The sequence below is a fragment of the Paenibacillus sp. CCS19 genome (assembly GCF_033239625.1).
Taxonomy (GTDB): domain Bacteria; phylum Bacillota; class Bacilli; order Paenibacillales; family Paenibacillaceae; genus Paenibacillus_T.
Genome location: NZ_BTCK01000007.1, coordinates 101,094 through 115,145 on the forward strand (window position 1 = coordinate 101,094; position 14,052 = coordinate 115,145).

Annotated in this window: 11 protein-coding genes; 8 read left to right on the forward strand and 3 right to left on the reverse strand. The window is 54.1% G+C overall.

Annotation, left to right across the window (positions count from 1 at the left end; genetic code table 11):
• Positions 1-430 precede the first annotated feature (430 nt).
• Entirely contained in the window at positions 431-877 is a 447-nt protein-coding gene (locus SBI19_RS07960) for an NUDIX hydrolase (protein ID WP_317966787.1), read from the forward strand.
• Between the two features lie 108 nt (positions 878-985).
• Here SBI19_RS07960 and SBI19_RS07965 read toward each other — a convergent pair whose 3' ends face one another.
• Together SBI19_RS07965 and SBI19_RS07970 are read right to left on the reverse strand one after the other, a co-directional pair.
• The gene (locus SBI19_RS07965; protein ID WP_317966789.1) at positions 986-2,440 is read right to left on the reverse strand and encodes an esterase-like activity of phytase family protein; all 1,455 of its coding nucleotides are present in this window, start codon (positions 2,438-2,440) and stop codon (positions 986-988) included.
• Between the two features lie 172 nt (positions 2,441-2,612).
• Complete coding sequence (locus SBI19_RS07970; protein WP_483312256.1) at positions 2,613-2,984, reverse strand: hypothetical protein; 372 nt, start codon at positions 2,982-2,984, stop codon at positions 2,613-2,615.
• Positions 2,985-3,210: 226 nt separating this feature from the next.
• On the opposite strand from SBI19_RS07970, the gene htpG reads away from it, so the two are divergent.
• Positions 3,211-5,091, forward strand: coding sequence for a molecular chaperone HtpG (htpG, locus tag SBI19_RS07975; RefSeq protein ID WP_317966791.1), 1,881 nt, complete (start codon positions 3,211-3,213; stop codon positions 5,089-5,091).
• A 538-nt stretch (positions 5,092-5,629) separates the two neighbouring features.
• Here the strand turns inward: htpG and SBI19_RS07980 are convergent.
• Positions 5,630-5,824 carry a hypothetical protein gene (locus SBI19_RS07980; protein ID WP_317966793.1) on the reverse strand — a complete coding sequence of 65 codons (195 nt, stop codon included), beginning with the start codon at positions 5,822-5,824 and terminating at the stop codon, positions 5,630-5,632.
• A 177-nt stretch (positions 5,825-6,001) separates the two neighbouring features.
• Between SBI19_RS07980 and SBI19_RS07985 the strand changes: the two genes are divergently transcribed.
• From SBI19_RS07985 to SBI19_RS08010, 6 genes are all read left to right on the forward strand, one after another.
• On the forward strand, positions 6,002-7,558 hold the full coding sequence (locus SBI19_RS07985) for a spore germination protein (RefSeq protein ID WP_317966795.1): 1,557 nt from the start codon (positions 6,002-6,004) through the stop codon (positions 7,556-7,558).
• Positions 7,555-8,358, forward strand: a complete 804-nt coding sequence (locus SBI19_RS07990) for a Ger(x)C family spore germination protein (RefSeq protein ID WP_317966797.1) — start codon at positions 7,555-7,557, stop codon at positions 8,356-8,358. The genes SBI19_RS07985 and SBI19_RS07990 overlap by 4 nt, the downstream gene beginning before the upstream one ends.
• Complete coding sequence (locus tag SBI19_RS07995; protein WP_317966799.1) at positions 8,355-8,744, forward strand: Ger(x)C family spore germination C-terminal domain-containing protein; 390 nt, start codon at positions 8,355-8,357, stop codon at positions 8,742-8,744. The genes SBI19_RS07990 and SBI19_RS07995 overlap by 4 nt, the downstream gene beginning before the upstream one ends.
• Positions 8,744-9,847 (forward strand): GerAB/ArcD/ProY family transporter, encoded by a 1,104-nt coding sequence (locus SBI19_RS08000; RefSeq protein WP_317966801.1) that lies wholly within the window; start codon positions 8,744-8,746, stop codon positions 9,845-9,847. Before SBI19_RS07995 ends, SBI19_RS08000 begins: the two co-directional genes overlap by 1 nt.
• A 77-nt stretch (positions 9,848-9,924) precedes the next feature.
• Entirely contained in the window at positions 9,925-10,554 is a 630-nt protein-coding gene (locus tag SBI19_RS08005) for a P-loop nucleotide/nucleoside kinase family protein (protein ID WP_317966803.1), read from the forward strand.
• A complete protein-coding gene (locus SBI19_RS08010) occupies positions 10,551-13,904 on the forward strand; it encodes a DEAD/DEAH box helicase (RefSeq protein WP_317966805.1) in 3,354 nt (1,117 codons plus the stop codon). Before SBI19_RS08005 ends, SBI19_RS08010 begins: the two co-directional genes overlap by 4 nt.
• Positions 13,905-14,052 lie beyond the last annotated feature (148 nt).

Genomic DNA, 14,052 nt, shown 5'->3' on the forward strand with positions numbered 1-14,052 from the left:
CAGCCTCATGCTGCCTGCCGATAATGAAGCACCCCTTGAGGGCTGGAATGCGACGAATGCGTTGTCGCTTGCAGCTATCAAGGGGTATTTGTTTGTAAGAGGGCAGAAGGAACGGGCGCAGGGTGCTTGGACGAACTCCTGCTTGTCCGTCGGACGGTCCCATTGTACAATGTGCAATGGAAAATAACGGATTAGCTGCTTCGCAGACGTGCCATTGCAGTCATACAACAGGAAATCGAGCAAACTCTCTGCGAACCCCCAATTCGGCTAATTGCACCGAATCCCGTTGTACGAAATACAACGAAAGCTTGATTTTACTCATAATAGGGTGATTCTGTTGTACAAAGTGAAACGGTGGTTCAATTGTGGTGCGTCAAAGGTGCGAATGCATTGATAGGATTAACTTTTATCTTTATGAGGAGGCAAACGAATGAGCTCATTGCTGCAGGTGCGCGTAACCGGCGTAGTAGTGGAAGAAGAACGCATTTTGCTTGTCAAGCAGCGGGTGTCTGCGGATCGGGCATGGTCGCTGCCGGGTGGACGAGTGGAGCAAGGAGAGACGCTGGAGGCTGCGATTGTGCGAGAGCTGGAGGAAGAGACCGGACTGTCGACGGAGGTTGTGAAGCTGCTCTACTTGTGTGACAAACCTGACGCTTCGCCTTCGCTGCTGCATGTTACGTTCTTGCTGCGCGCTACTGGCGGTGAGATCCGACTGCCCTCCAACGAGTTCGATGCGAATCCAATCGCCGATGTGGCAATGGTGCCGATCGAGGAGCTTGAAGCCTACGGCTTCTCAGCGAAGTTCGCATCCCTGGTCCGAGACGGTTTTCCGAATGCGGGCAGCTATCAAGGGCTTAAGAGCAATATTGGTCTGTAATCATCTTTTACTTATCGCAGGGCACATCTTAACCACAGCAGCTCTATAACATAAAAGCACCCTAGCTGCCAGAAGGCTTGTTAGGGTGCTTTCTCATATACGAACCTATTATTTCAACGTGTATGGAAGCTTGAACTGCCACAGCTCCGTACCGTTTCCTTCGATCGTGCTGTCTACGCCGAAGTCGTTGTCGTTGACGATCGTCAGCGTGTCGCCGTTCGTCAGCGTTACGCCTTCGATTTTCTCATAAGGGAATTTGAAGTCGATTGCGTCAAGCACCGTACGTTTGGATACCGGCTTGATATTGTTCGCTTTCAGATCCGCAACCGTCATTTGCTCCAGCGTTTTGCCTGCTGCCGTCGCATCGTCGAACTTGCCGAGCACGTTCGTTGCGTTCGTCAGATCGACCGCGTAGATGCGCTTGAGCTGAGCTTTCTCGCCTGAGAACTTGTCGCGCTCGTCGATGAGCAGCGTGTGATCGTTCACTACGACGAGGTCGGATACGACGATGTCGCCTTGCACGAGATCTTTGAATTGCGAAGCGTCTTCCAATTGGTAGACGTATTCAGCAACTGGCTTCAGCGTGGACAGATCGAACTTGATCATGCGAACTTGGCGCGAGTTGTCCATCGTTTTGTCCGGGTTGCGGAGCGCATTTTGCATAGCCATGAACATATACTTGCCGTCTTGCGTAACGCCTACAGCTTCAGCGCCGCGGTTCTGACGCAGCTTGTTGTACACAGCCGGCAGCGTCTCGCGAGCAGGCACGAGCGGCGTTTCCACCTTCGAAGCCCAGCCTTGCGGTACGATGCGCTCGATGAGCGTGCCGTCGCGTTTCACGTGAACGATCGATGGACCGTACTCGTCGGAAATCCAGAACGTGTCGTCTTGCGCGTTATATGCCAGGCCTTCAATATCGAGACCGTATGGATCGTATGCGAGTTCTTTCTCGCCTTTGGCATCGAAAGGCGCTTCGTCGCGGCCTTTAATGTTCGGCAGACCCGTCACTTCGGCTTTGCCGGATACGGGATCTACGCCGTTCACTTTCAGCGGGAAGCGGTCGAGGATGTTGATCGTGCCGTCTTTGATTTCGATTTTGTAGATCGTTGGAGCGTAGTCAGCCAGCGGGAACGTACGAACGAGCGTACCGTTCACGTCAACTTGTCCGTTCGGTCCGCGATCGGCCGTCGAATAGAATACGTTGTCCGGGTCGCCTGGAATATGCGTCAGCGAGGAGCCGACGCCCATTTTGATCCCTTCCGCGAGGTTTGGATCTTTCAGTGCATATTTGCCGAGCAGGGCAGGCTTGTCCGTCAGCGCAACGCTTTGGTTGAACGCGTCGTAATCGACGTATTTGCCGGATGCTTCGCTCAGCGCACGAACGGGCACATACACATGGCCGTCAATATTGACTGGCGTCTCGGACAGCGTGACCGCTTGACCATTGTTCGAGAATTTGAAGCCTGGCACTGGCGTACCGTTAATAACGGCTGCCGAAGCAATGCCGATGCTTGCTGTCAGGAACAGCGCGGATGCAGCGGTAACGACTTTTTTCTTTTTCATGTGATAGAGGACTCCCCTCGGATGGTAGACTAGGCTACTAGATTTGCTTCACTAGTTATACCGATCTATCGTTATCCGCGCATTATCGTGGTGTGTAGATTATGTAAAATGCGAAAGGCGGCTCGACAACGATAAACAATCATCGCTATCGACCGCCTCTATGGAATGCCGACTACCAGACATTGAACATCCCTTTGCGATAATGCGGCTGCTTGTGCTTGCTCTTCTTATACACGGTAATGTTCTTCTTCCTCGACGCCTGTCCGCCTTGCTCGTCATTCTTCTTGCCCGCGATGCCGCTCCGTCCGTTGCCGTTGGCGAAATTCGCTTTCTTATTGAAGGTGCGTCCATGAAGGGCGTTCTGTCCGCCTTGATTCGCATTTTGACCGACATTCTTCAGAATTTGTCCGCCGCCTTCTGCACGCTGATTGATGATAGGTCCGTTGAAAATATAAATGTTTATCGTCGATTTGCGTTTACGTCCAGCCAGACCTCGCAGTGCCTCAAAGCCCTCAGGGCCGAATCCATTTGCCATCTTGGTCACATCAATCCTCTCATTCTGTCATACTCGTAACATATGAATCTATGACAGATCGAGCGCATATAATTGCCCTGCGCGATTCATCTATTTTGAGGTCGACAAGGCTCGTCATCTCACGCTATTGACATGAAAAATTAGGTTATGGTATATAAAAGGAAGTGCCTTTGGCACTCTCGATGCGGGAGTGCTAACAATATGCATGAGCCATTGCTCGGAAGGAGATTGAATCATGTCCAAAATCGCATTCAAAGCAGAATCCAAGCGTTTGCTCGAGATGATGATCAACTCGATCTATACGCAGCGTGAAATTTTCCTGCGGGAGCTGATCTCGAACGCCAGCGATGCTATCGATAAAATTTATTACAAAGCGCTGACGGATGACAGCCTCGTATTCAACAAAGATAACTATTACATTCGCATCACGGCGGACAAAGCAAGCCGTACGCTCACGATTGCCGATACCGGCATCGGCATGACCCAGGAAGAGCTCGAGAATAACCTCGGCGTTATCGCGAAGAGCGGCTCGCTTGCGTTCAAGCAGGAGAACGAAGCGAAGGAAGGCCACAACATTATCGGCCAGTTCGGCGTAGGCTTCTACTCGGCGTTCATGGTAGCGGACAAGGTGACGGTCACTAGCCGCGCGCTTGGGAGCAGCGAAGCGTATCGCTGGGAATCCGAAGGGGCAGAGGGTTACACGATCGTACCGGCTTCGAAGGAGACGGTTGGTACGGAGATCGTCATGACGATCAAGCCGAACACCGAGGATGACCAATACGATGAGTTCCTCGAGCCATATCGCTTGAAGGCGATCGTGAAGAAGTACTCGGACTTCATTCGTTATCCGATCAAGATGGACTTCGAGTCGCAGAAGCCGAAGGAAGGCGAGGACAACGAGTTCGAGACGGTGATCGAAGAGCAGACGGTCAACAGCATGGTGCCGATCTGGCGCAAGAACAAAAGCGAGCTGACCGACGCGGACTACGAGAATTTCTACTTCGAGAAGCGCTATGGCTTCGACAAGCCGATCAAACATATTCATATCAGCGCGGACGGCGCTGTTGTCTATAACGCGATTCTGTTCATACCAGAACGCACGCCATTCGACTACTATACGAAGGAATACGAGAAGGGGCTGGAGCTGTACTCCAACGGCGTCCTCATTATGGACAAATGCGCGGACCTGTTGCCCGACTACTTCAGCTTCGTCAAAGGGATGGTCGACTCCGAGGATCTGTCGCTCAACATCTCGCGCGAGCTGCTGCAGCATGACCGCCAGCTGAAGCTGATCGCGAAGAACATTAAGAACAAAATCAAATCGTCGCTTATCAGCCTGCTGAAGGACGAGCGCGAGCAATATGAGAAGTTCTACGAGTCGTTCGGCCGCCAGCTGAAGTTCGGCGTATACGGCGACTATGGCATGCATAAGGACGATCTGCAAGACCTGCTGCTGTTCTACTCTTCCACGGAGAAGAAGCTCGTATCGCTGGATGAGTACGTATCGAGAATGCCGGAAGACCAGAAGTTCATCTATTATGCAGCCGGAAGCTCGATCGAACGAATCGAGAAGCTGCCGCAGACGGAGATCGTCGCGGATAAGGGCTACGAGATGCTCTACTTCACGGACGACATCGACGAGTTCGCAATCAAGGCGCTGAACACGTACAAGGACAAATCGTTCAAGTCCGTATCGAGCGGCGATCTGGGCATCGAAGCCGATGAGAAGGACAAGGCCGACGATGCGGAAGAGAACAGCGCGAAGGATCTGTTCGAAGGCATGAAGGCGATTCTCGAAGGCAAGGTCAAGAACGTTAAGGCATCGAAGCGCCTCAAGTCCCATCCGGTCTGCTTGTCCGCCGAGGGCGAAGTATCGATCGAGATGGAGAAAATCTTGAAGGCGATGCCGAACGGCCAAGACGTGCAGGCCGACAAGGTGCTCGAGATCAACGTGAACCACGAAGTGTTCAACACGCTGAAATCGGCGCAGGCGTCCGATCCGGAGAAGCTGAAGCTGTACACGAACCTGCTGTACAACCAAGCGCTGCTCATCGAAGGCCTCCCGATCCAAGATCCAGTGGCGTTCACGAACGATATTTGCAAGGTTATGGTGTAACGTCTAATAGAAGCGCATCTCATCATCTGATAGATGATGAGATGCGCTTTATTTTTTGTTCACGCTCAAAATGCTGCACGTATTCGAACTATTCATCAATGGGCGGTGACTGGTGCACTTATACGAATAATGGTGCCGACGTTCAACCGACTCTAGACACATCGAACAATAGCTTTGCCGCAAATGCGGCAAGAGCGGGCGCACGACCCCTCATAACCAAGAAACCGTCCTTGTAGGGAGTCCAGAGGTAAAGGTTTCCGTAAGGAAACCACATCGGGAGCGTACGCTTAAGACCTTTGGGACCCTCCCTTGCAGGGAGGGTTTGGGTGGGTAGAAAAAAGGTCATACGTAGGTGAGTAACCTGGTGACTGTATGTCCGCCTAGCGTGAATAAATTCTTAACCTAACAAAAGCCCGACGGTCTCCAATGGAGCCGAACGGGCTTTTGTTGTTGCAGATTGCGTACAGCGTGTGCTGCCGAATAATTACAGCGTTCAGGAGGGAAACTATCGTCTGCATCGCCGCATTTTTCCAATCCATCATGATGACTTTACCGGATTGTCGGATTTCTTCTTCTTCATTTGGAACCGTTCCTTAATGACCTTCCAGTTCATTATGAGATAGACAGTGATCGGAGATAGGGCGTTCACAGCGAAGACGAGATAAACGACGGTCCACATAAACCACTGCGTGTTGAGCAGCTTCTGATACAACCAGGAGTGATACAGATCCATAAGGAGCAGCCCCTTTCTGAACATATAAGATGGGTCAATTGCTGCTAACGAGCAAGTTCATATTCACCAGAATGAAACGTACTGTACGGCTTGGAGGAACGCAACAGCGGCAAGCCTTCCTGTTATTTTAAACCAGCAGCTTGCTGCCTATTCCAACAAGGAGAAGAGGGATGGAGGATGTCGGACGTATCTGGCGAAGCGCCAGACAAGATTCTAGAGGAGTTAAAGAAGTCGATTCAGCCGAAGCTGTCGGACAACGTCGCAGCGATGGATGTGATCATGGGGCAGAGCGTAGATGTACTGAAGCGCGATTTTATGTTATGCGGCAGCACCGACCACCCAGGCGCGATCTACTTCCTGGATGGAATGGCGGATGCAACGATTGTAGACGTAGTATTGAAGTCTCTCATTACATACGGCAGTGAACGGAAAATGGACCCTGCGCAATTGACGACGGTCGATATCATTCGTACGGAACTGATGATCAATGCATCGGTGAAGCCGGTTGATCACATTCAGGCAGCCGTCTCCGCCATGGTCTCTGGCGACACGCTCGTATTCATCGACGGTCTCGAGCAGGGCATGATCGTCAGCTCAAGAGGCTGGAAGGACCGGGGCGTGGAGGAGCCTGCATCCGAGAATAACGTCCGCGGTCCGCGGGACGGCTTCACAGAGACGATTCGTACGAACACGGCCAATGTAAGGCGCAGGATTCGTGATCCGCATCTCCGCATTGAACCGATGGTCATTGGTACGCGGACGATGACGGACATCAACATCGCCTACATTCAAGATCTGGTTAAGCCCGGATTGGTCGATGAGGTGAAGAAGCGGCTCGGCGGCATTAAGATCGATGCGATTCTGGAGAGCGGCTACATCGAAGAGCTTATCGAAGATTCTCCGTTATCGCCGTTCAACACGGTTCAAAGCACCGAACGGCCGGACAAAGCGGCCTCTGCGCTTCTTGAGGGTCGCGTCGTTATTTTTATCGATAACACGCCGGTTGTACTCATTGTTCCGACGTTCTTCTGGCAGTTCATTCAAGCGCCTGATGATTACTATAACCGCTATTGGGTTGGTTCGTTCTTTCGAATCGTGCGATATTTTGCCTTCCTGATCAGTTTGCTGCTGCCATCGATCTACGTCATGCTCGTATCGTTCCATCACGAAATGATTCCGACGCAGCTCGCGCTCACCATCGCATCAGGACGTGAAGTTGTTCCGTTCCCCGTGCTGCTTGAGGCGCTCATTATGGAGCTGGCCTTCGAGCTTATGCGTGAAGCGGGTCTTCGCATGCCGAAGCCGATCGGTCAAGCGGTCAGCATCGTAGGCTCGCTCATTATCGGTCAAGCGGCCGTTCAGGCGGGCCTCGTGTCTCCGTTCATGGTTATCGTCGTGGCGATTACAGGCATTTCCTCGTTCGCCATCCCGAGCTATTCATCGTCGCTTGCGCTGCGCATGTTCCGTTTCCCGATTCTGATCGCTTCGGGAACGATGGGACTGTTAGGTTTTGCAGCAACGTTCTTCGTACTGCTGCTGCATGCATTGTCGATACGATCGTTCGGGGAGCCTTATTTGACACCGCTCAGCCCATTCCGCCCATCCGATCAAAGAGATACCATGCTGCGGGCACCGATGTGGATGCTTAATTCGAGACCAGGCTTTGCGCAGGATCAGGATCGAATGGGGCATGATCAAATGCCAGCTCCGCCGAAAAAGGATGGTTCCCAATGAAACGTATAGGTTACTGTATCCTATTGATTGTCCTCATTGTCCCGATGCTTACGTCATGCATGGGGCTTAGGCAAATTAACGAATTGGCGATGGTTGCAGCCGTCGGTCTTGACCTGGGCGATAAGCCGGGAACGGTCCGGTTGTCGGCTCAAATTATTCGCCCGGCGGATGCACGCGGCCAGACGGGAGCGCCTTCCGGGGGAACAGGCGAACCGATCTACTCGATTAGCACAGAGGGAACAAGTATATTTGATGCCATCCGTAATATGGGGCAGATCTCTTCTCGCCGTGTCTATTGGGCGCACAATTTCCTCATTGTGATGAGCGAGCAATATGCGCGCAAAGGGATCGATGATATGGTTGATTTCTTCACGCGCAACCATGAGCTGCGAATGAACACCTGGGTTGCCGTCTCTGCGGATAAGCCCGATGAAGTGATTTCGACGGTTACAGGATTAGAGGTCGTGCCTGGCGAAGCGGTGGATCGTCTGTTCCGGGATCATCGAATTCCAGGCCGCGCGCCTGGAACGAACATGATGTCGCTCGAGGAGAGTCATTTGAGCAGCTCGACGCAGTCTGTCATTGCAAGGGTGTCGCTGCAGCCGAGGGGCGTTTCCAATAAGAAGCCTGGCGAGCATGGCTCTATCCAGCAGGTTGAGCTGAAAGGGGCTGCCGCCTTCAAAGACAGTAAGATGGTTGGTTGGCTGACCGCGGACGATGCGCGAGGCGTGCTCTTTTTCTCGAAAGGCTGCATAAAGGAATTGAGGTTATTTCCTGCCCTGATTCAAACACGAACATGATCACGCTGGAGTTCAATTCAGCGAAGCTGAAGGTGACGCCTTCGTATGCGCAAGGCCGTCCGAAGTTCAAGGTCCGGATGACGACCAGTGCGGATATCGTCGAGAATGGCTGCAGCCTGTCCGCCGAACAGCTGCGTAAGGATGCAGGCGAAGGGCTGGACCAAGAATTGACCGAGATCCTGAAGGGCGTTATCGATAAGGCGCAGCATAAGTACCATTCCGATTTTCTTAAGCTTGGCGATGTGTTCCGTAATAAGTACCCGGCAGAATGGAAGAAGATCGATGGCAGCTGGGATGATGTTTTCGCAGAGGCGGAAATAACAGTCGAAGTGCAGACAACCGTCAAATCGGGGGTTGTCAAAGCAACAAGGGAGGGGATTAAGTAATGAAGATTCAGATCTCGAACGGGATGTTCATTGCGATGATCCTTAACATTATGTATGCCAAGGCGATCGGGGTTACGCAAGGTGTGCTGGCGCGTGCGGTCGGTCAAGATATGTGGCTGGCTACGCTGTTCGGTACATTAGAAGGGATCGTCATGATGTACTTGACCTATGTCGTGATCCGGAGAACGCCCGATAAGGATTATGTCCAGCTGGGCCAGCTGCTGCTAGGCCGGTGGTTCAGCATCTTGATATCGCTCGTGATATTCGTCTTTTTCGTCGTAGCATTCGGTCCGATTATGATTACGTTCGTGTATCATCTGCGTGATTATTTCTTGCCGGATGCTCCGCTCTGGATATTCGTTGTCACATCTTTAGTCGTTGGTGCGATAGGCTGCTACTATGGATTGGAGGTTATGGCGCGGATTGCGGTGATCGGGCTGCTGTTCATGTTCACATTGAATGTGCTAATTACAGTCGGCTCTATGCAGGAATTCGATATTCGGAATTTGCTGCCGATTATGGAGTCGGGGATGCCGAAGACGGCCAAGGCCAGCATGCACTATCTAGCGGATTGTGCGATGGCGACGATGATGGCGACATTAGTTCTGCCTTTGGTGAACAAGGTCCAAAAGGGCCATGGAAGGTTCGGCGTGCTTGGCATTCTTGGGAGCGGCATGGTCATTATCATATGGGCCATTCTGGAGGGGGCTGTCCTGTCCGCTGAGGTGACGAGCCAATATACGTTGTCTTGTATGAAGCTAGCGCGCAATGCCCATATGGGCACCTTCCTTCAACGGTACGAGATGATCATGATCGCCCTGTACTCGCTGCCTGCCCTGTTCGAGGTCATGTTCTGCATTTATGGCACTTCGGTGAGCATGTCTCGCGTCTTCGGATTAAAGAGCAACAGACCGATGATTATCCCTTGCAGTATTGTGCTCGGACTATTCGGCTATTGGGTCATTGAGGATCATTTCCGTGCGATTGATTTTCTCGAAAATTATTGGCCGTTCATCGCGCTCCCAATTGCAATTGGTTTGCCGATTGTGATGCTTCTGCTGCGGGTGATGCTCAGTCATAAGCTGCAGAAGAAGTCCGCTTAATGAAGCGCTCCCCCTCGTAATTGTGCTATGATCGAAGCAATAGACTTCGTAACAGGCTTAAGGGAGAGGGAGATGTTATGGCATTGCTGCTGTTCGTTGCAGGAGGTGCCGGCGCTGGCAAAACAACGCTGGCTCGGGCGCTTGCACGCCGCTGCCGTATGGCATTGCTCGATATGGACACGCTGCTGCGGCCTGCGGCAGAAGCGATCATGACCGGAGCGGGGCTCGATCCGAGCGACCGCGATTCGGCTGAATATAAGCGGTTGTGCCGCGATCTTGGTTACCGAATTACGATGGACGCTGCGCTTGATCACTTGAGCAATGGTCAAGATGCGATTGTGATTGGGCCATTCACACGCGAGCTGGAGGACGCCTCGTGGCTGGAAGGAGAGCTTGCGAAGCTGGGGAATGGCGGGGGATTTCCGGTACCGCCGGAACCGGCTGAAGTGAAGGTGCTGCTCGTTCAGCTTCCAAGTGCGGAGCAGTATTATGAGCGCATTCGTTCGCGCGGCTCGGAGCTGGATCAATGGAAGCTGGACCATTGGGAGGCGTTCAGCGCATCCCTCGTTCGCCGTCAAGTGCGCTGGCCGCTGCCGGAAGGAGCGGTGCTCGATTGGGACAATAGCGCGCCGCTGTCGGAAGATAAGCTCGCGATGCTCGAGCAGTTCGTGCATGGCGATGAGAAGAAGGCTGGTGCAGGGCGATGAGCATGCAGCTGACGCAGCGCTCGATTCAGCAGTTATGCGGGACGCTTGCTTACAAGAAAGGCGAGGCGTTCCGTCGATCGGGCAAGGTCGCCTTCACGAAAGCCGATCCGCTGCGATCGTCTTATGAAGCAGTCGTGCAGGGGACGGAACCGTTCGCCGTTACGGCGGCGTTGGATGCTGACGGAGAGCTCCAGACGACCTGTACTTGTCCAACGTTGTCTTCCTACAAGGGCGGCTGCAGCCATGTTGCAGCTGTGCTGATGGAGATTCAGCTGCATGAGGCAGCGGAAGGGAAGCGGCCGCCAGCCTATGCTGCCGCTGGTGCAGGGCAAAGGCAAGTATCAACGGAGCAAGCTGAAGAAGCGGCGGCGGAGGCGGCGACTGTGCCGCCGACAAGCAATGATGAGCATGAGGCCAAGCGCTTAATGGGCGAGCTGCTCGAGTTGTTCGGCGGGAAGCCGCAGCGTCCCAGCGGCACACGTTCGCAGTTCGATACGCGGGAGCCGCTGATGGCCGAGATATCCGTAAGTCCATTCCAAGACCGAATGGGCAGGCTGCTGCTCGGCATCGAGCTGAGGATCGGTCCTGAAGCGAAGCGGCTGTATGTCGTGCAGAAGCTTCATGCGTTTCTGGAGGCCGTCGAACGGCGGGAGTCGTATGCGTTCGGGAGATATTGGACATACGAGCCGGAGCTTTATCGGTTCCAGCAGCAAGAAGACGCCGTGCTTCAATCGCTTATTCGAATCGTTCGGGATGAACGGCTCTATCGGTCATCGGTGGACGGGTTCGCGCAAGCGGCGCAAGCGGCAGGAGAGCGGATGCTGTTCATCCCGCCGGCGGCGTGGGGAGCGCTGCTGCCGCTGCTGGCAGAGGTGCCGCACGCGCTTCTGTCCTATGGCGGTCAAGTATACGAAGGCATTGCTCTGTTCGATGAGCCGCTGCCGCTTCGATTCGAGTTCAAGATGGACGAGCCCGCGGGCAATGGCGATCAGGGAGCTGCGGCTTATCAGCTGCACGTCGAAGGATTGGATCGTATCGCGCTCCTGCCCGCGTATGGACTGGCCATTGCAGACGGGAAGCTGCTCGGATTGTCCGAGGCGCAAAGCATGCGATTGATAGAAGTGCAGCGGCTGCTCAGTCAGACGAACGAGCAGCGGTTCCGAATTGCACAGGAGCAGATCGAACCGTTCATGGAGCGGGTTGTACCTGGCTTGATGAAGCTTGGTCATGTTCATATGGCGAAGAACGTATCGGAACGTGTCGTGCACACGCCGCTGAAGGCGAAGTTGTATCTGGACCGCGTACGGGATCGGCTGCTCGCTGCACTGGAGTTTCATTATGGCGATCTGGTCGTCAATCCGCTAGAGCCTGCCAGTCAGCGCAAGGCGGATGATCGGATCCTGATGCGAGACGGCGAGCGCGAGGAACAAATATTAGCGCTCATGGCAAGAGCTGACTTCATCGAGACCGAAGGCGGTTATTTGATGAGCGGAGACGACGCAGAGTATGAGTTCCTCTATCATCTGGTGCCTGAGCTTGAGAAGCTGCTGGATGTTTATGCGACATCAGCGGTGAAGGTACGGATTCATGTTGGCGAAGAGACGCCGACCGTAAGAGCGGAGATCGATGAACGTACGGATTGGCTGGAGTTCAAGTTCGACCTAGGCGGCATTCCGGAGCGCGATATTCGCAAAGTGATCAAGGCGGTAGAAGAGAAACGCCGCTTCTATCGGCTGCCCAATGGCGCGCTGCTGCCGCTTGAGAGCGAAGAGATGGAGGAGATCGCCCGTCTCATGAATCTGCTTGGCGTGCGGCATGCCGATCTGATCGGCAGCGGCTTCCGGCTGCCAGCGGTACGCGGCCTGCGGCTCATGGATGCCGATCAGGAGAGCCGCACGGTGAAGCTTGGCCGTTCGCTGCGCCAGCTGCTGCACAATTTGCGCCAGCCGGACAGCTTGAACTTCCCGGTGCCCGAAGCGCTTGATGCTGTATTGCGCGACTATCAGCAGGTAGGGTACCAATGGCTGAAGACGCTCGCGCACTATCGGTTCGGCGGCATTCTGGCGGACGATATGGGACTGGGCAAGACGGTCCAAAGCATCGCTTTCCTGCTATCGGTACTGCCCGAAATCCGTGAACAGGGACAGCCTGCGCTCATCGTCTGTCCAGCGTCGCTGCTCTACAATTGGCAGCAGGAGCTGACGCGGTTCGCGCCGTCGATCCGCTCCGTCATTATTAGCGGTGGTCCAACAGAGCGTGATCGTCTGCTGCAAGGCGAAGCGGATGTCATCATTACGTCCTATCCGCTTCTGCGCCGGGATATTAAGACGTATGCGAAGCGGTCGTTCCATACGCTTATCTTGGACGAAGCGCAGTATTTCAAGAACTATGCGACGCAGACCGCGCAGTCCGTTAAGACGCTGCAAGCGAAGTATCGATTCGCATTGACCGGTACGCCGGTCGAGAATCGGCTGGAGGAGCTGTGGTCGATCTTCGATGCAGTGTTCCCGGACTTGTTCCCAAGCCGCCAGCGATTCCACGAGATGACGCGCGAGACGGTCGCGAAGCGGGTGAAGCCATTCCTGCTGCGCAGGCTGAAGCGTGATGTACTCAAGGAACTGCCCGATGCGATCGAGACGCTGCAGTCTTCGGATCTGCTCACGGAACAGAAGAAGCTGTATACGGCTTATCTGGCGAAGCTGCAGGCGGAGACGCTGAAGCATCTTGACGATCCGAATGACTGGGACCGCCACCGTATTCGCATATTGGCGGGCCTGACGAGACTTCGTCAGATCTGCTGTCATCCGGCGCTGTTCGTCGAGGACTACCGTGGAAGCTCCTCCAAGCTGGAGCAGCTGCTCGATATTATTGAAGACTGCCGCGCTGCAGGCAAGCGGATGCTCGTCTTCTCGCAGTTCACGAGCATGCTCGAGATTATCCGCCGAGAGCTTGGCGTCCGAGGCGTGCCGATGTTCTCGCTGGACGGCAGCACGCCGCCGAAGGAGCGGGCGGAGCTGTGCAGCCGCTTCAACGATGGCGAGCGGGACGTGTTCCTTATTTCGCTCAAGGCAGGCGGTACGGGACTTAACCTTACGGGTGCGGATACCGTTATTTTGTACGATCTGTGGTGGAATCCGGCTGTGGAGCAGCAGGCTGCCGACCGGGCGCACCGGATCGGCCAGCGCAATGTGGTGCAGGTCATTCGTCTCGTCGCCAAGGGAACCGTCGAAGACAAAATGTTCGAGCTGCAGCAGCGCAAGAAGAAGCTTATCGACGAAGTGATCCAAGCAGGTGAGCAACCGCTCGAGTCGCTGAGCGAGGCGGATATTCGCGAGATTTTGCAAATATGAGGTTAGGGCGTGAAGCCTGCTTGATTGAGGGAAATAAGTGCGGCCTAGCCACATTTATTTCGCTCTATCGCCCCCGCAACAGCAGATAAGTGTGGTAAAACCGTGCTTACTAAGCGCTCGGCAGGTAAAGTGATGCGGAATTGATGGA